Source organism: Thauera aminoaromatica, assembly GCF_000021765.1.
Lineage (GTDB): Bacteria > Pseudomonadota > Gammaproteobacteria > Burkholderiales > Rhodocyclaceae > Thauera > Thauera aminoaromatica.
In genome coordinates, this window is sequence record NC_011662.2 from 1616063 (window position 1) to 1632594 (window position 16532).

At 69.7% G+C, this 16532-nt stretch carries 14 protein-coding genes and 1 pseudogene; 5 read left to right on the forward strand and 10 right to left on the reverse strand.

The features are described 5' to 3' along the window. Nucleotides 1-119 precede the first annotated feature (119 nt). The 4 genes from TMZ1T_RS07135 to TMZ1T_RS07150 form a co-directional block, all read right to left on the reverse strand. Nucleotides 120-1331, reverse strand: a complete 1212-nt coding sequence (locus TMZ1T_RS07135) for an FAD-dependent monooxygenase (RefSeq protein WP_004308715.1) — start codon at nucleotides 1329-1331, stop codon at nucleotides 120-122. After that, complete coding sequence (locus TMZ1T_RS07140) at nucleotides 1324-2667, reverse strand: aminopeptidase P N-terminal domain-containing protein (protein WP_012585017.1); 1344 nt, start codon at nucleotides 2665-2667, stop codon at nucleotides 1324-1326. Before TMZ1T_RS07140 ends, TMZ1T_RS07135 begins: the two co-directional genes overlap by 8 nt. A gap of 8 nt (nucleotides 2668-2675) precedes the next feature. Beyond that, on the reverse strand, nucleotides 2676-3395 hold the full coding sequence (gene murU / locus TMZ1T_RS07145; RefSeq protein ID WP_004308718.1) for an N-acetylmuramate alpha-1-phosphate uridylyltransferase MurU: 720 nt from the start codon (nucleotides 3393-3395) through the stop codon (nucleotides 2676-2678). A 79-nt stretch (nucleotides 3396-3474) separates the two neighbouring features. Then, complete coding sequence (locus tag TMZ1T_RS07150) at nucleotides 3475-4515, reverse strand: aminoglycoside phosphotransferase family protein (protein WP_004308719.1); 1041 nt, start codon at nucleotides 4513-4515, stop codon at nucleotides 3475-3477. Between the two features lie 102 nt (nucleotides 4516-4617). On the opposite strand from TMZ1T_RS07150, the gene TMZ1T_RS07155 reads away from it, so the two are divergent. From TMZ1T_RS07155 to rsmA, 4 genes are read left to right on the forward strand one after another with little or no spacing between them, the layout of a single operon-like run. Further along, nucleotides 4618-7128 (forward strand): LPS-assembly protein LptD, encoded by a 2511-nt coding sequence (locus TMZ1T_RS07155; protein ID WP_012585019.1) that lies wholly within the window; start codon nucleotides 4618-4620, stop codon nucleotides 7126-7128. Between the two features lie 30 nt (nucleotides 7129-7158). Continuing rightward, nucleotides 7159-8475: a peptidylprolyl isomerase gene (locus tag TMZ1T_RS07160; protein ID WP_004299811.1), complete on the forward strand. Its 1317-nt coding sequence runs from the start codon at nucleotides 7159-7161 to the stop codon at nucleotides 8473-8475. Next, nucleotides 8472-9488 carry a 4-hydroxythreonine-4-phosphate dehydrogenase PdxA gene (gene pdxA / locus TMZ1T_RS07165; RefSeq protein WP_012585020.1) on the forward strand — a complete coding sequence of 339 codons (1017 nt, stop codon included), beginning with the start codon at nucleotides 8472-8474 and terminating at the stop codon, nucleotides 9486-9488. The genes TMZ1T_RS07160 and pdxA overlap by 4 nt, the downstream gene beginning before the upstream one ends. A gap of 43 nt (nucleotides 9489-9531) precedes the next feature. After that, complete coding sequence (gene rsmA / locus TMZ1T_RS07170; protein ID WP_012585021.1) at nucleotides 9532-10350, forward strand: 16S rRNA (adenine(1518)-N(6)/adenine(1519)-N(6))-dimethyltransferase RsmA; 819 nt, start codon at nucleotides 9532-9534, stop codon at nucleotides 10348-10350. 67 nt (nucleotides 10351-10417) lie between these two features. Here the strand turns inward: rsmA and TMZ1T_RS07175 are convergent. The 6 genes and pseudogenes from TMZ1T_RS07175 to TMZ1T_RS07200 form a co-directional block, all read right to left on the reverse strand. Then, nucleotides 10418-10610, reverse strand: a pseudogene (locus tag TMZ1T_RS07175) (YgaP family membrane protein). Nucleotides 10611-10757: 147 nt separating this feature from the next. Then, entirely contained in the window at nucleotides 10758-11444 is a 687-nt protein-coding gene (locus TMZ1T_RS07180) for a Crp/Fnr family transcriptional regulator (protein ID WP_004299820.1), read from the reverse strand. A gap of 4 nt (nucleotides 11445-11448) precedes the next feature. Further along, nucleotides 11449-12213, reverse strand: coding sequence for an exodeoxyribonuclease III (xth, locus tag TMZ1T_RS07185; protein WP_012585023.1), 765 nt, complete (start codon nucleotides 12211-12213; stop codon nucleotides 11449-11451). A gap of 69 nt (nucleotides 12214-12282) precedes the next feature. Continuing rightward, nucleotides 12283-12660 carry a hypothetical protein gene (locus tag TMZ1T_RS07190; protein ID WP_004299822.1) on the reverse strand — a complete coding sequence of 126 codons (378 nt, stop codon included), beginning with the start codon at nucleotides 12658-12660 and terminating at the stop codon, nucleotides 12283-12285. 32 nt (nucleotides 12661-12692) lie between these two features. Beyond that, nucleotides 12693-13427 (reverse strand): hypothetical protein, encoded by a 735-nt coding sequence (locus TMZ1T_RS07195; protein WP_004299823.1) that lies wholly within the window; start codon nucleotides 13425-13427, stop codon nucleotides 12693-12695. An 8-nt stretch (nucleotides 13428-13435) separates the two neighbouring features. After that, complete coding sequence (locus tag TMZ1T_RS07200; protein ID WP_144312148.1) at nucleotides 13436-13900, reverse strand: YidH family protein; 465 nt, start codon at nucleotides 13898-13900, stop codon at nucleotides 13436-13438. A 337-nt stretch (nucleotides 13901-14237) separates the two neighbouring features. Between TMZ1T_RS07200 and TMZ1T_RS07205 the strand changes: the two genes are divergently transcribed. After that, nucleotides 14238-16475, forward strand: a complete 2238-nt coding sequence (locus TMZ1T_RS07205) for an ATP-binding protein (protein ID WP_012585025.1) — start codon at nucleotides 14238-14240, stop codon at nucleotides 16473-16475. Nucleotides 16476-16532 lie beyond the last annotated feature (57 nt).

Genomic DNA, 16532 nt, shown 5'->3' on the forward strand with positions numbered 1-16532 from the left:
ACTCGCGTCGCTCCCACGATCGACATCTGTCCGCGCGCCAAGTTGCGGTGGTTCTCGTAGGAGCGACGCAAGTCGCGATTCGGGCGGCGCGTGAACCGCGGTGCTGCGGCCGCCCGGCATCACGGCCAGGCGCGTGCCCCGAACATCATGCGGCGTGCGACGAAGTTGCGCAGCGGTGGAATCAGGTCGAGGGCGAACAGCGCCGCGCCGCGCGCATGCCGCAGCGGTGCGAAGTCGTTGCTGAACACCCGCACCAGGGTGTCGGTGAAGCGCATCGTGCCGAGGCGGTCCAGGCCGCGGGCGTTCGCATAGCCTGCGAGGATGGAAGCGGCGCCGGCGTCGAATGGGCTCGCAGCCGGGTCGTCGGAACGCTGTCGAGCCGCCTCGCTTGCGCGCAGCAGCGCGTCGGCGAGCGCCCACACATCCCGCAGCGCGAGGTTGAAGCCCTGTCCCGCGACCGGGTGCAGGGTCTGCGCCGCGTTGCCGAGCCACACCGTGCGCTGGGCGATGGTCGAGCGCCGGTAGCGCAGCACCAATGGATAGCGCAGGCGCGGGCCGACGCCGGTCAGGCGCGCGCGGCCGCCGATGTGGGCCTGCAGGCGGGCGAGGTAGGCGGCATCGTCGAGCGTCAGCAGTTCGTCGGCCGTCTCGGGGCGGGCGACATGCACCAGCGCGTAGCCCTCGCCCTTGGGCAGCAGCGCCACCGGACCCTGCGGGGTGAAGCGCTCGAAGGCGGTGTGGCGATGGCCGCCCGCGACCTGCACGTCGGCGATGAGCGCGTGCTGGCCGTAGTCGTGCTCGACCACGTTGGGGTCGCCCGCGCGCAGGCCACCCTCGGCGCAGGCCGCCAGGCGGGCGCGCAGCGTGGGGGCGGGGCGGCCGGTGTCCGCGAGGCTGGCGATCACGTCGTCCTCGCCCGCGGCCAGGTTGGTGATCTCGGTCTCGTCGAACACCGGGATGCCGGCCGCGTCTACCGCCTTGCGCAGGGCCGTGGCGAGCGCGCCTGCCGAGGCGACGTAGCCGAGCGCGGGCAGCTCGTGCTCGGCGGCGTCGATCAGGGTGCGGCCGAGCCCGCCCTGGTGCGAGATGTGGATGTGCTGGATCGCCGTGGTCGGCAGCCCATCCCAAACGCCGAGGCGCTGCAGCGTGAGCCGGGTGCCGTGGGCGAGCGCGAGGTCGCGCGGGTCGCGCGCCACCGCCTCGCGCGCGCGCGCGTCGGCGAGCACGATGTCGAGCCCGGCGTCCTTCAATGCCAGCGCGAGCGCCAGGCCGACCGGGCCGGCGCCGACGATCAGCAGGTCGTGGACATGGTCGGGCGCGTCGTCAGCCATGACGGGCGTCCCGCATCAGGGCCTCGATGTCCGCAACCGCCTTGGGCGCGTCCTCGGTGATCAGCGCGCAGCCGTCGGCGGTGACGATCGCGTCGTCCTCGATGCGGATGCCGATGTTCCAGAAGGCCTCGGGCACGTCCTCGGCCGCGCGGATGTAGCAGCCCGGCTCGATGGTCAGCACCATGCCCTCGACCAGCGGCCGCCATTCGCCGCCGAGCTTGTATTCGCCGGCGTCGTGCACGTCCATGCCCAGCCAGTGGCCGGTGCGGTGCATGTAGAAGCGGCGATAGTCGCCGTTCTCGAGCACGCCGTCCAGGCTGCCCTGGAGGAGACCGAGGTCGAGCATGCCCTGGGCGAGCACCTTCACCGCGGCGTCGTGCGGCTGGTTCCAGTGCGCGCCGGGGCGGGTGGCCTCGCGCGCCGCGGCCTGGGCGGCGAGCACGAGCTCATAGACCGCGCGCTGCGGACCTGAGAAGCGGCCGCTCACCGGGAAGGTCCGGGTGATGTCGGAGGCGTAGCCGTCGAGCTCGCAGCCGGCGTCGATCAGCAACAGGTCGCCGTCATTGAGGCGCTGGTCGTTGTCGACGTAGTGCAGCACGCAGGCATTGGCGCCGCCGGCGACGATGCTGGTGTAGGCGGGGGCCTGGCTGCCGGCGGCGCGGAAGGCGTGCAGCAGCTCGGCCTCGATCTCGTACTCGTGCCGGCCCGGGCGGGTGGCGCGCATCGCGCGGCAGTGGGCGGCGGCGGAGATCTGTGCTGCCTGGCGCATGGTGGCGAGCTCGGACGCGTCCTTGACCAGGCGCATCTCGTCGAGCTCGGCGCGCAGGTCGCGCACCGAGTGCGGCGGGGTGAGGCCGGTGCGGGCCTTGTCACGCACGGCGTTGAGCGCGCCGAGTACGCGCGCGTCCCAGTCGTTGTCGTAGCCGAGGCTGGTCCACAGCAGGGGCTGGTCGGCGAGGTAGTCGGGGAGGCGTTTTTCGAGGTCGCCGATGGTCCACGCCTCGTCGAAGCCGAAGGCCGCGCGCGCGGCCTCGGGGCCCCAGCGGTAGCCGTCCCAGATCTCGCGTTCCTCGTTCTTCTCGCGGCAGAAGAGGATCTGCTTCGTCTCCTTGCCCGCCACCAGCACGACCACGGCCTCGGGTTCGCGGAAGGCACTGAGGTAGTAGAAGTAGCTGTCGTGGCGGTAGGCGTAGTGGGCGTCGCGGTTGCGCACGCGCTCGGGGGCGGTGGGCAGGATGGCGACGCCGCCGCCGGCGGCCTGCATGCGCTGCAGCAGGCGGGCGCGGCGGGCGCGGAAGGGGGTGGTGTCCATGGGGGCGGTGCCGGGTGCGTTCATGGTTGAAATTATGTCACGGGGCGCACGCGGGGGCGGGTCGGCGGGGCGTTCCCTGTGCCCTCCAGTTCCCGATCGAGTTCCGCCAGGCGCCGCGGGGTGCCAACGTCGATCCAGCGCCCGGCGTGGTGCCGGCCGGTGACCTGGCCCGCGTTCATCGCCGCGCGCAGCAGGGGGGCGAGTTTGGCGGGGGTGTCGTCGGCGAGGGCGGCGAACAGGGCGGGATGGTAGGCGCCGAGCCCGGAGAAGGTGAGCCGTGGGGCGCCTTCGGCGTGGAGCAGGCCGGCGGCATCGAGGTGGAAGTCACCTTTCGGGTGGTGCTCGGGGTTGTCCACCAGCAGCAGGTGGGCGAGCGGGCCGTCGGCGTGCAGGCCTTCGGCGGCGGCGCGCAGGGACGTGAAGTCGGCGTCGCAGAACACATCGCCGTTGACCACGACGAAGGGCTGGTCGCCGAGCAGCGGCAGGGCGTGGCGGATGCCGCCGGCGGTTTCCAGCGCGCTGGCTTCCGGCGACCACGCGATACGCACGCCGAAAGCCGCGCCGTCGCCGAGCGCTTCTTCGAGCCGGTGGCCGAGGTGGGCGTGGTTGATCACGAGATCGCGGAAGCCGGCGGCGCGCAGTCGTTCGATGTGCCACACGATCAGCGGCTTGCCGCCCGCCTCGAGCAGCGGCTTGGGGGTGTGGTCGGTGAGCGGGCGCATGCGCTCGCCGCGACCGGCGGCGAGGATCATCGCTCGGGTCATGGTGTCTCGGCTGAAGGGGGCATGGGCAGGCGCAGGCTGGCGCCGCGTTGGGGCCGCGGCGCGCCGTTCAGAAGGTGTAGCCGACCTGGGTCTCCTCGGGTTCGAGGCGGTCGAGCAGCTTCAACAGCGGGCCGAGGTCGCGCCAGCGCTTGCATGCGCGGCGCAGGTAATCCATGACCAGCGGCATGTCGGCGAGGTAGCCGTCCTTGCCGTCGCGGTGGTACAGGCGCGCGAAGATGCCGAGCACCTTGATGTGGCGCTGCACGCCCATCCACTCGAAGTCGCGGTGGAAGTCGGAGAACTCCGCCCGCACCGGCAGGCCGAGCTTCTTCGCGGTCTCCCAGTAGCGGATCAGCAGGTCGAGGATGAACTCCTCGTCCCAGCGGATGTAGGCGTCCTTGAACAGCGACACCAGGTCGTAGCTGATCGGGCCGTAGACCGCGTCCTGAAAGTCGATGATCCCGGGGTTGGCGCCGCGGCCTTCGGCGGGGTCGAGCAGCATCAGGTTGCGCGAGTGGTAGTCGCGATGCACGAAGACCTGCGGCTCGGCGAGGTTGACCGCGAGGATGCGCTCGAACGCCGTGTTCAGCATCGCCGTCTCGGCCTCGGTGAGCGCGACGCCCTTGTGGCGGGCGATGTACCACTCGGGGAAGAGCTGCAGCTCGCGCAGCAGCAGGGCGCGGTCGTACTCGGGCAGCACGCCGGGGCGGCTGGCGCACTGGATGGCGGCGAGCGCGCCGAGGGCGTCGGCGTACAGGTGATGTGCGGTTCGGACGGCTTGCGGCGCATCGTCCTGCGTCTTCAGGGCTTGCAGGTAGGTCGTCGAGCCGAGGTCGGAGAGCAGCAGGAAGCCCTGCTCGAGATCGTGCGCGAGCACGTCCGGCACGTGGGCGCCGGCGGCGCGGAAAAGCTCCGCGACGTGCAGCCAGGGGCGCACGTCCTCCTTCTCGGGCGGGGCGTCCATGACGACGCGCGAGGGACTGCCGTCGGCGAAGGTGGCGCGGAAGTAGCGCCGGAAGCTGGCGTCGGCCGAGGCCGGGGCGAGTTCGAAGGACTGGCCGGGCAGGACACTGGCGAGCCAGGTCCGGAGTTGTTCGAGGCGATGCAAACCGGATCTCCGCGGGGGTTCGTGTACAATCCGCGAGTTTATCAACACGGTGGTTCGGGTGGGCAGTCGCGCACCGCGAACGACGGCAAGGGCTTGATCCGCATGCTTCCGAATACGCGCATTCGACTGATTCCACTGCTCCTGCTGGGCCTGTCGGGCGCTGCATTCGCGCAAACCATGCCCGCGCTTCGGGTGGCGCCCGAGCTGCTGCGCCAGGCGTCGCCGGCCACGCCGGAGCGACCCGCGACGCCGGTGCAGGCCTCCCCCGCGGCGGCCTCTGCCACGCCACCCCCGGCCGCACCCGCTCCGACCCCGGCGCCCGTCTCCGCACCCGCGGCCGTCGCACCCGCACCGGCACCCGCACCCGCACCCGCGGCCCTCGCCAAGCCGCCGGTGGTCGCCGCGCCTGCCCCCGCCGTCGAGCGACCCGCGCTCGCCCCGGGCGAGACCGCGGTCAGCGCGCTGCGCATCCATGGCGAGCGCGGGATCGAGCTGGTCGCCGAGGGCGAGGCCGAGCTGCAGCGCGACGACACCCTGCTCACCGCCGACCGCGTCACCTATCGCGAGCCGACCGACGAGGTGCTCGCCGAGGGGCACGTGGTGCTGAGCCGAGGTGGCGACACGATCCGCGGGCCGAAGGCCACGCTGGTGGTGGGCGACCGTGTCGGCAGCTTCGAGACGCCGACCTACGAGCTCTCGCGTGCGCGTCCGCCCGCGCTCGCCGGCGACGCCCCGCGCACCGTGGCCGGCAGCGGCCAGGCCGATCTGCTGCGCCTGGAGGGCGAGAACCAGTACCGCCTCGCCAACGCGACCTGGACCACCTGCAGCCCGCAGGACCCGGACTGGTACATCAAGGCGCGCGAGCTCGAGCTCGACTACGACCGCGAGGTCGGCACCGCCCACGCCAGCTCGATCGTGTTCATGGACACGCCGATCTTCTGGATGCCCTGGGCCGAATTCCCGCTCAGCGGCCAGCGCCAGTCGGGGCTGCTGCCGCCCACCTTCGGCTCGTCGAACAAGACCGGGGTGGACTTCACCCAGCCGTACTACTGGAATATCGCACCCAACTACGACGCGACCCTGGCGCCGCGCATCATGACCCGGCGCGGCGTCCAGTTCGGCGGCGAGTTGCGCTATCTCGGCGAGGACTCCCAGGGCACCACGCGCCTCGAGTGGATGCCGAACGACAAGGTGACCGGCGAGGAGCGCAGGCTCGGCTCGATCCAGCACCAGCAGCGCTTCGCCCCCAACTTCTACGGCACGCTCGATCTCAACGCGGTGTCCGACGACGGCTACTTCGAGGACCTGTCCTCCAACATCGGCGTGGCCTCGCGGGTCAACCTGCTGCGCGAGGGGCGGCTGATCTACACGGGCGGCTGGTGGACCGCCTCCGCGCTGGCGCAGCGCTACCAGACGCTGAACCCGGATCCGGACGTGCGCAACGTCGAGCCCTATCGCCGCCTGCCGCAGTTGCGCCTCGACGCCGTGCGCGCCGACCTCGCCGGCGGCATGGCCGGCCTGCTCGAGACCGAGTTCGTCCGTTTCGCCCATCGCGAGAGGGATCGCGACGAGGCCGCGCGCGTCGTCGCCTATCCGCAGCTGTCGTTGCCGATGCAGGGCGCGGCCTGGTTCGTCACGCCCAAGGCGGGCGTGCATTACACCAGCTACGACATCGACCGCGTCGCGGCGACTTCCGGCAAGCCCGAATCGATCACGCGCTCGGTCCCGATCGTCTCGCTCGACTCCGGCCTGTTCTTCGAGCGCGAGACGAACTATTTCGGCAGCGACTACCTGCAGACGCTCGAGCCGCGGCTGTTCTACCTGCGCGTGCCGAGCCGCGAGCAGTCGGACATCCCGCTCTTCGACACCAACCGCTTCGACGTCGGTTTCGCGCAGATCTTCGCCGAGAACCGCTACTCGGGCAGCGACCGCATCGGCGACGCCAACGACCTCACCGCGGCGCTTACCACCCGCTTCATCGATGCGGAGACCGGGGTCGAGCGCCTGCGCGCGCTGATCGGCCAGCGCTACTACTTCTCCGACCAGAAAGTCTATCTGTACGACGAGGACGAACTGCGCCGCGCCGGCACCGGCAACGAAATCCTCGCCGGTCTCGGCGGACGCATCACCAGCACGGTGACGGTGGATTCCTACGCCCAGTACAACACCGAGACCAGCCGCACCGAGCGCCTCAACGCGAGCGTGCGCTACCAGCCCGGCTTCGCGCGCACCCTCAACCTGAGCTACCGCTACGCGCCCAACCTGCGTGTCGATCAAGACATCGTCGGCCTCGAGGACATCGACGTCTCCGGCCAGTGGCCGCTCGCGCGCCAGTGGTACGGCGTCGGTCGAGTCACCCACTCGCTCAAGGACGACCGCATCACCGAGGCGGTCGCGGGTATCGAGTACGACGGCGGCTGCTGGGTGTTCCGCACCGCGGTGCATCGCTTCGCGATCGACGAGGACGACGTGACCAACGCCATCTTCATCCAGCTCGAACTGAACGACCTCGCCGGGATCGGCTCGAATCCGCTCAGCCTGATCAAGCGCAGCGTCCCCGGCTATGGCAAGATCAACGACTCCTCGGCCAACCGCGTGTTCGGCAACAACTGAAGCCGGTTCCGCGCTTCCACCTCCAAACACATGAAACGACTCCTTTTCCGCTCCCGCGTCGCAATCGCCATCGGCCTCGCGGCCACCACGCTCGCGCTGCCGGTGCATTCCGCGCCGCGCGCGGTCGAGGTCGACCGCATCGTCGCGGTCGTCAACAACGAGGTCATCACCGGCCTCGAGCTGCGCGCGCGCATCGAGCAGACCCGCCGCCAGCTCGCCCGCCAGGGCGCCCAGCTTCCCCCCGAGGAAGTCCTGCAGCGCCAGCTGCTCGAGCGCCTGATCGTCGAGCGTGCCCAGCTCCAGCTCGCGCGCGAGTCCTCGCTGCGCGTGGACGACGTCACGCTCGACCGCGCGATCGAGCGCATCGCCTCGAACAACAAGCTCTCGATCGACCAGTTGCGCGCCACGCTGGAGAAGGATGGCGTCACGTGGAGCCGCTTCCGCGACGAGATCCGCAGCGAGATCCTGCTCACCCGCCTGCGCGAACGCGAGGTCGACAGCCGCATCGTCGTCACCGACGCCGAGATCGACAACTTCATCGCCAACAACCCGGACGCCTTCTCCGGCCAGGAGTTCGCCGTCGCCCACATCCTGCTGCGCACGCCCGAGGGCGCCTCGCCGCAGCAGGTCGAGGCGGTGGCCAGGCGCGCCGAGCAGGTGATGGCTCGGCTGCGCTCGGGCGAGGACTTCGCCCGCGTCGCCGCCGAGGTCTCCGACGCGCCCGACGGCCTGCAGGGCGGCAGCCTGGGCTGGCGCCCGCTCGATCGCCTGCCGGCCCTGTTCGCCGACGCCGTGCGCCGCATGCGCCCGGGCGAGACTTCGCCGGTGCTGCGCAGCGCCGCCGGCCTGCACATCGTGCGCCTGGTCGACGCGCGCGGCGGCGGTGCGGCGGCGGTGCAGAAGCTCGAGCAGACGCGCGCGCGCCACATCCTGATCAAGACCTCCGAGGTCCTCTCCGACGCCGACGCGGAGGCCCGCCTGCTGGCGATCCGCGAACGCGTGGTCAATGGCGCCGACTTCGCCGAGCTGGCCAAGGCGAGTTCGGCCGACCTCTCCGCCGCCCGCGGCGGCGATCTCGGCTGGCTCAACCCGGGCGACACCGTGCCCGAGTTCGAGCGCGCGATGAACGCGCTGCGGCCGGGCGAGGTCAGCGCGCCGGTGCGCTCGCCTTTCGGCTGGCATCTGATCCAGCTCGTGGAGCGCCGCATGCAGGACGTCACCGACGAGCGCAAGCGCGCCGCCGCGCGTCAGGCCCTGCGCGAACGCAAGGCCGAGCAGGCCTACGAGGACTGGTTGCGCCAGCTGCGCGACAGCACCTACGTCGACTACCGCATCGAGCGCGAATGAGTGTCGCCGCGGAAGCGGGGCGCAGGCTCGTCGCCATCACCAGCGGAGAGCCCGCGGGGGTCGGCCCCGAGCTGTGCCTGCGCCTGGCCGAGCGCGCCTGGCCGCTGCGCCCGGTGGTGCTCGCCGACATCGGGTTGATGCGTGCGCGAGCCGCGGCGCTCGACAGCGCTGTGGGCGTGGTCGAATTCGACGCCGCGCGGCCTGCGCCCGAGGGCGCGGTCGAGGTGCTGCATCTGCCGCTCGCTGCGCCTTCCCGGGCCGGCGTGCTCGATCCGGCCAACGGCGCCTACGTGTTGCGCTTGCTCGACCGCGCGATCGCCGGCTGCCTGCAGGGCGAATTCGCCGCCATGGTCACCGCGCCGGTGCACAAGGGCGTGATCTGCGAGGGTCTCGGCGCCCACGAGACCATGCCCTTCACCGGCCACACCGAATACCTCGCCGAGCACACCGGCACGCCGCGGGTGGTGATGATGCTGGTGGGCGGCGGCCTGCGCGTAGCGCTGGCGACCACCCACCTGCCGCTCGCCGCGGTGCCGGCGGCGATCACGCCGCAGGTGCTCGAAGAGACCCTGCGCATCCTGCACGCCGACCTGCGCCGCCACTTCGGCCTCGCCGCGCCGCGCATCCTGGTCGCCGGCCTCAACCCGCATGCGGGCGAGGGCGGCCACATGGGGCGCGAGGAGATCGACGTCATCATCCCGGTGCTCGAGCGCCTGCGCGCCGAGGGCATGCAGCTCGTCGGTCCCTTGCCCGCCGACACCCTGTTCGTGCCGCATACGCTGGCGCAGGGCGATGCGGTGCTGGCGATGTACCACGACCAGGGCCTGCCGGTGCTCAAGCACGCCAGCTTCGGTGGCGGCGTCAACGTCACGCTCGGCCTGCCGATCATCCGCACTTCCGTAGACCACGGCACCGCCCTCGACCTCGCCGGCAGCGGCCGCGCCGATCCGGGCAGCCTGTTCGCCGCGCTCGAGCTGGCGATCGCGATGACGCAGGCGCGCGCCGCCGCCTGAGCGCGGCGCAGCCAGGCCGGGCTGCCCCGGCGAAAGGAAATCCATGCACGACTTCGACACCGACGGCCATCGCGCGCGCAAGCGCTTCGGCCAGAACTTCCTCTCCGACCCCAACATCATCCGCAAGATCATCGACGGCATCCGCCCCCAGCCGGGCGAGCTGATGGTCGAGATCGGCCCCGGCCTGGGGGCGATGACCGACCCGCTGATCGAGCGTCTCGGCCACCTGCACGTGGTCGAGATCGACCGCGACCTCATCGCCCGCCTGCACGAGCGCTACACGCCGGCGCAGCTCACGGTGCACGAGGGCGACGCGCTGAAGTTCGACTTCGGCAGCCTTTGCGCCGGCGAGGAGGGGGGCGTCGGGCCCAGGCTGCGCATCGTCGGCAACCTGCCCTACAACATCTCCACCCCCATCCTGTTCCACCTCGCCGGCTTTGCCGACCAGGTCAAGGACATGACCTTCATGCTGCAGAAGGAGGTGGTGATGCGCATGGTGGCCGAGCCCGGCACCGAGGAGTACGGACGGCTGTCGGTGATGCTGCAGTACCGCTTCCGCATGGGGCGGCTGTTCGACGTGCCGCCGGGCGCCTTCCGTCCGGCGCCCAAGGTGATGTCCAGCATCGTGCGCATGGCGCCGCTGCCGGCGGAGCAGCTCGGCGCGCGCGACGAGGCCTTGCTCGGGCGCATCGTCGCCGCCGCCTTCGGCCAGCGCCGCAAGACCCTGCGCAACACCTTGCGCGAGTTCATCGACGACGCCGGGCTGCAGGCGCTCGGGATCGACCCCGGGCTGCGTGGCGAGAAGCTGTCGGTGGAGCAGTACGTCGCGATCGCGAATGCGTGCGCGGGGCGAGAGGGGTGAGGCGCCAAGTCGAGAGGCGCGTGAAAAAGCCGGCGGTGCGCCGGCTTTTTCGTGGGGTGGGGCGCGCTTACTTCTTGCCGAGCGGGCAGGTGTTCATGCCCAGCATCGTGTAGGCCGGGCACCAGCCGAGCAGGCCGGTGGCGAGCGGGACGATGCCGATCCAGGCCCACACCGGGCCGCCGAACACCGCCCAGGCGAGCAGCGCGATACCGGGCCACGATGCGAAGGATCTTGTCGGCGCCACCAACGTTCGTTTTCATGTGTGTTCTCCTTGGATCGGATGAGGTGAGTGGCCGGATTGGACCACGCCCGGCCGGCTGCGGTCTGTAACCGAGGTTACACAGCCCGTACCCGATCCGGGATGCTACGCCGGTCCGCCCGGGAGCGGGATCCCGGAGGTAGGTGGCTCAGGCCGCGCCCTTGCCCTCGGCGGCCATGCGGCGCAGTCCCGGCGGGTCGATGATCTCGACCTGCTCGCGCGCGAGCTTGACCAGGCCCTGCTCGGCGAAGCTCTTGAGCAGCCGGCTGACGATCTCGCGCACGCTGCCGAGCTCGTCGGCGAGCTGCTGGTGGGTGACGTGCAGCACGCGGCCCTTGCCGAGCAGCAGCGCCGCCAGGCGCTGGTCGAGCTTGCGGAAGGCGACCTCCTCAATCAACTGCATCAGGTCGGCGATGCGCTCGGCAAACAGGTGGAAGACGAAGTCGCGGAAGGGGCGTTCGCCCATCATGTCGTCGAACACCGCCTTCGGCAGCAGCATCAGCAAGGTGTCGGACTCGGTGACGCCGCGCGCGTTGTAGTCCTCGTGGCCGAGCAGGCAGGACGAGGAGATGATGCAGGTCTCGCCCGGGCCGACGCGGTAGAGCGGCAGCTCGCGCCCGCTCGGCGCGCACTTGCTCACCCGCACCGAGCCCTCGACCACGAAGGGAAAGCCCTCGCAGGCCTGGCGGTCGTCGAACAGCATCGCGCCCGCGGGCACGTGCATCCAGTGCGCGCTTTGCAGCAGGCGGGCGCGCGCCGGTGCCGACAGCTCGGCCAGCACCGGGTAGCGGGCTTCGAGGCGCCCGGCGTCGGTCGGGGAGGTGCTGGCGCTCATCGCTTCAGGCCAGTTCCAGCACCACCGGCGCGTGGTCCGACGGACGCTCCAGCCGGCGCGGTTCCTTGTCGACCACGCAGTTGCGGCAGGCCGCGCGCAACGCCGGAGACACCAGCAGGTGGTCGATGCGCAGGCCGAAGTTGCGCCGGAAGGCCATCATCCGGTAGTCCCACCACGAGAACGCGCGCTCGGGCTGCTCGAAGAGGCGGAAGGCGTCGATCAGGCCGAGCTCCTGCAGCGCGCGGAAGGCGGCGCGTTCGGGCGCGGAGACGTGGATCTCGTCCTTCCAGTCGGGGTGGGCGTCGCGGTCCTCGGGGGCGATGTTGAAGTCGCCCGCCAGCACCAGGCGCTCGTGCGTCTTCAGCTCCGCGCGCAGCCACTCGGTCAGCGCGGCGAGCCAGCGCAGCTTGTACTCGAACTTGTCCGAACCCACCGCCTGGCCGTTGGGGAAGTAGCCGCACACCACGCGCACACCGGCGATGGTGGCGGCGATGATGCGCTTCTGCTCGTCCTCGAAGCCGGGGATGTTGCGCACCACCGTGGCCGCGTCGATCGGCTGCGGGCTGAGGATGGCGACGCCGTTGTAGGTCTTCTGGCCGATGAAGACGGCGTGGTAGCCGGCGGCTTCGAGCTCGGCGAGCGGGAAGGCCTTGTCTTCGAGCTTGAGCTCCTGCAGGCACAGCGCGTCGGGCTGGTTGGCGGCGAGCCAGTCGAGGACCTGGGGCAGGCGGACCTTGAGCGAGTTGACGTTCCAGGTGGCGATCTTCATCTGTCGTACCGGCGATTGAAGCAAGGCCCGCCATTGTAAGCCGCCAAGTCACAAGTCACCGGCTCGCGATCAGCGCCTCCTGGCAATGCGGGTGACCAGCCCGCGCAGGAGCAGGTAGGGCAGGATCGCCAGCGTGAACGCCACGAGGATCACTTCGCCCGGATACACGAAGCGCAGCACGATGATCTGGTAGGCGACATCGAGCACGACGGCGAGGAGGAAGACCTTGCTGACGTCCTTCCAGCCATGCTTCAGCATGTCGATCCGGTGCTCCGGATGGGTTGCCAGCGCCCAGAAGTAGGGCGGTTTGCCGGTCCGTGCGTCGAGCAGCCCGGCCTTGATGGCGAAGAACGCCGCCATGAGCGGTTGCAGCAGCAGGCGGAACTTCAGCGGACCGCTGACGCGATCGCCCATGTTGTCGAGGATGCGAATCCAGATGTCATCCATTTCGGGTGTTCTCCATTGAGGTGTCCTTGCCGTCAGCCCAGGGGCAGCAGGATGAGGCCGTAGAGGAGACCGCCCGACAGGAAGGGCCAGAACCGGCCGTCCTTCTCCGTCGGCAGTTCCAGGATCAGGCTGTTCATGATCACTGCGCCCGACAGGAAGGCGAGCAGCAGCGGGATCAGGCTCGCCGGCAGGTCGAGCAGCGCCGCGCTTGCCCAGCCGGCGAGCGCCATGCCGGCGAGGACGAAGCGACCGCTGCCGCGATAGTCGTTGCCGTATTCATTACTGAGTTCGCGGTTGATTGCGAGACAGTGAAAGCTCATGGCGACCGCGTACAGTTCGATGGCGGCGTGATGCGCCTCGAGCCCGCGCAGCAGCAGATAGCCCATCAGCCAGGCGTAGGCGGCGAAGCCGCCGATCTGGACCTGGAAGTCCAGGCGATCCGGCTTGCCCTCGCGCGCGCTCGACTGGCGCGTATGGAAGTGCCGGATGCCGTAGAAGCTCAGGAATCCGGCCAGGGCCAGGTAGTAGATCGCCTTGCCTTCGTAGGGCAGCGCCCTGGCGGCCGCTTCCGTGAACGCATGGCGCGCGCCGTGCAGTTCCGGCATGACGTGGAGGAACACGTAGGCGGCCGCCATTCCGCCGCCGAACGAGGTGAAGCTGCGCGGCCCGAGCAGCCGGCCGAGAATGCGGGTGCGCTCGCCGACGAGGAAGGCGGCCGCGAGCAGCAGCGCCGCGAGGCCCGTTTCGAGGAGCTTGGCGGCTTCCATGCCAGTTCTCAGAGCAGGTTCGCGATGATGCTCACGAACACCCCCAGGCCCACGAGGGAGATGATGAGCGCCATGACGAAGGAGGGGCGCTTCCAGATGGCGACCGCCGCGACCGGCCGCATGCCCTTGATTGAAAACCAGTACTCGACGGTGCCCATGACCATCGCCAGCGTGCCGAGCCCGACGAGGAAGAGGCCAACGGTGCGCGGTTCATATTGCTGGGGGACCAAATTGACGTCGCCGCCCTTGAGCCCCTCGAGCACCTTGTAGATGGTGAAGCCGAAGCTGATCATCGACAATGCGGTGCGCAGCCAGGCCATCAGCGTGCGATCGGCGCCCATCACCGTGCGCTTGATGGCGAGGAGGGTGCGGTCTTCGGCGAGCTCGTTGGACGACTTGAGCTCGTGCGCGAGCGCCTTGGCCGCCTTGGTTTCGCTGGCCTGGGGGCGGCCGGGGCCGGGACCCGGAAACATGCCGCTGAGCTTTCCCATCAGGGACGGGTGGTGTGGCGGCGTCTTGCGGCTCGAGGCCGGTTCGTCGCCCGCTGGTCGCTTGTCGTCGTCTGTCACATCGGACTCCTGCACAGGGGGCCATCTGCTTGTGATAAAAGCGGGCCTTGCGGGTTACTTGGGGGCGATCGAACCTGTCGCGGACTTGAGAGGCCCGCGGTTCGGATTGCTCGCACCTTACGCGCAGCGGGACATGGAGGGCATTGGACCTTGGGCTTAGTCGGGTCCGGGCGTCTGTCCATCACCGCTGTTGCCGGCGGGTTCGTCAGTCGGGTCGGTTTCTTAGGGGGTCTTGGCATCGATGTTGAACGGGACGGACGCAGGCTCGCCGAACAACGGGGGCGGCAGTGTGGGCGCCGAAGAGCAAGTGCGCACAAATGCCGCTTTCGCGGACAATTTCAGCTTCCTGGCTTTGGCGTCGGCGCTCTCCTCCAGCCTCGTGCGCGCCCAGTCCGCGGAGCTCGATGAACAGGTCCGCAATGCCCTGCAGCGAATCGTCGAGTTCTTCGACGCGGATCGGGGCATCCTGTGCGTCGTGGCGCATGCCGACCGCCGTGTGCTGATCCGCGACTGCGTGCAGCGGGGCGGCGCGGACCTGCCGTTGAGCACGCCGGATGCGGGGGCGATCTTCCCGTGGCTTTTCGACGAGGTCGTTGTCGGGGGGCGAGTGGTGAGCATTCCGTCGATCGATCGATTGCCGCCGGCGGTGGCGCTCGATCGTGCCGGCCTGTGCGGATGGCAAGTCCGGTCCGCCCAGTTCGTTCCCATCTCGCATGCAGGCGTGGTCGAGTTCGTGCTCGGGCTGGGGTGCAGTTGTGACGACCCGGGCTGGACCGACGAGACCATCGGCCGCCTGTGCCTGCTCGGGGAAACGCTTGCCGGCGCGCTGCGGCATCAGGTCCTCGAGGAGAAGCAGGTCGACTCGCTGCGCTTCGAAAGGGTGATCGCCGATGCCTGCGCGCGCTTCGCCGGAGCGTGGTCGGATCAGATCGACGAGGAGATCGAGCGGGCCCTCAAGGAGGTGCTCGATTTCACCGGAGCCGATCAGGCAGGATTCTTCGCCACGGTGGACACGCCCGGGCATCTCCGCCTTACCCATCTGAACCATGCGGAGGGCATCGTTCCGGCGGAAAAGCAAGTGATTCCCTATGGCCGCGCCTGCCCCTGGTTGTATGACATAGTCGTGAATCAGCGCCGTCTTTATTGCTTCCACCGCTGGGACGAAATCCCCATCGAGGCCGAGGTCGATCGTCGCTATCTCGAGATGAAGGGGACGCGCTCGGGTCTTTACGTTCCCTACGTCGTGGGCGGTGTCGTGCGGCACGTTTTTGCGGTGATCAGCAACACCGGAGAGATACGCTGGTCGCCGGTGCTCGTCGAGCGCATTCAGGCACTGGGAGGCGTCTTCGTCAGTGCGCTGGCACGAAAAAGCGTCTTCGACGCCCTGCGGCGCAGTGAAGAAGGCCTGCGCGAGGCGCAGCGCATCGCAGGGCTCGGCAGTTGGGAGTGGGATGTGCAGACCGATGCGGTCTGGACCTCGCCGCAGACCGACCTGATCCTCGGCTCGAAAGCGCGATCGTTCAAGACCTTCATGGAAAGGGTCCCCGAAGACGAGAGGGCCGTGCTGACGCAGGCGCTCGAAGCCTGCCTGTCGGCGACCCCCGCCCGCCAGCGCATCCACCACCGCATTCTGGGCGCAGGTGGGGAAGAGCGTTTCGTCGAGAACCATTTCGAGCGGGTCGCGGGCGGCCCGGCGTCCGGGCCGCGTGTCTTCGGCACGCTGCAGGACATCACGCTTCGTCGCCGTGACGAGCTCGAGCTCGAGAGCCTGCGTGCGCAACGCTGGCACGCCGATCGCGTCGCGCAGATCGCGGTGATGACTTCATCGCTGGCGCACGAACTGAGCCAGCCGCTCACCGCCATCCTGAGCAATGCGCAGGCCGGGCTGCGAATGCTCCGGGCCGGTGCCTTGCCCGCCGAGGAAGGCGAGGCGATCCTCGAGGACATCGTGGCCGACGACAAGCGTGCCGCTCAGGTCATCGAATCCCTGCGTGCGATGCTGCGCCGCCGGCCCACCGAGCGCCAGCGCGTGGAGATCGCGCAACTGGTGCGGGACGTCATGGGCCTGATGCATAGCGAACTGGTCATGAACGATGTGCGGTTCGAGCTCGATCTGCTTGCCGAGGGCTGCATCGAGGTCGATCGGGCGCAGATCCAGCAGGTCCTCATCAACCTGATCATGAACGGCATCGAGGCCATGCACGAGCTTCCGCCCGGCGGCCGCCTGCTGAGCCTGACGGTGACGCGAGACGAAGCCAGGGGGGTAAAGTTTTCCGTAACGGACGTCGGCCATGGTCTCGAAGTCCTGGATCCCGGAAAAGTGTTCCAGCCCTTCTGGACGACCAAGACGACGGGCATCGGCATGGGGCTTGCGATCTGCCGGTCGATCGTCGAGGCGCAGGGCGGACGGATCTGGGGCGAGAACAACGCGGGGCCGGGGGCGACCTTCAGCTTCACCTTGCCCGCGCTCGCGCGCTGATCGATCGGGTCGCCCCGCATTCTCCGGCTAAGATGCAGCCTTGCCTTGTGTCAGGAA

What these genes read in the sequence shown, in the direction of transcription:
- TMZ1T_RS07135 (WP_004308715.1), bottom strand. Translation starts at nt 1,331, where the DNA reads ATGGCTGACGACGCGCCCGACCATGTCCACGACCTGCTGATCGTCGGC.
- TMZ1T_RS07140 (WP_012585017.1), bottom strand. Translation starts at nt 2,667, where the DNA reads ATGAACGCACCCGGCACCGCCCCCATGGACACCACCCCCTTCCGCGCC.
- murU (WP_004308718.1), bottom strand. Translation starts at nt 3,395, where the DNA reads ATGATCCTCGCCGCCGGTCGCGGCGAGCGCATGCGCCCGCTCACCGAC.
- TMZ1T_RS07155 (WP_012585019.1), top strand. Translation starts at nt 4,618, where the DNA reads ATGCTTCCGAATACGCGCATTCGACTGATTCCACTGCTCCTGCTGGGC.
- TMZ1T_RS07160 (WP_004299811.1), top strand. Translation starts at nt 7,159, where the DNA reads ATGAAACGACTCCTTTTCCGCTCCCGCGTCGCAATCGCCATCGGCCTC.
- pdxA (WP_012585020.1), top strand. Translation starts at nt 8,472, where the DNA reads ATGAGTGTCGCCGCGGAAGCGGGGCGCAGGCTCGTCGCCATCACCAGC.
- rsmA (WP_012585021.1), top strand. Translation starts at nt 9,532, where the DNA reads ATGCACGACTTCGACACCGACGGCCATCGCGCGCGCAAGCGCTTCGGC.
- TMZ1T_RS07180 (WP_004299820.1), bottom strand. Translation starts at nt 11,444, where the DNA reads ATGAGCGCCAGCACCTCCCCGACCGACGCCGGGCGCCTCGAAGCCCGC.
- xth (WP_012585023.1), bottom strand. Translation starts at nt 12,213, where the DNA reads ATGAAGATCGCCACCTGGAACGTCAACTCGCTCAAGGTCCGCCTGCCC.
- TMZ1T_RS07190 (WP_004299822.1), bottom strand. Translation starts at nt 12,660, where the DNA reads ATGGATGACATCTGGATTCGCATCCTCGACAACATGGGCGATCGCGTC.
- TMZ1T_RS07195 (WP_004299823.1), bottom strand. Translation starts at nt 13,427, where the DNA reads ATGGAAGCCGCCAAGCTCCTCGAAACGGGCCTCGCGGCGCTGCTGCTC.
- TMZ1T_RS07200 (WP_144312148.1), bottom strand. Translation starts at nt 13,900, where the DNA reads ATGTTTCCGGGTCCCGGCCCCGGCCGCCCCCAGGCCAGCGAAACCAAG.
- TMZ1T_RS07205 (WP_012585025.1), top strand. Translation starts at nt 14,238, where the DNA reads ATGTTGAACGGGACGGACGCAGGCTCGCCGAACAACGGGGGCGGCAGT.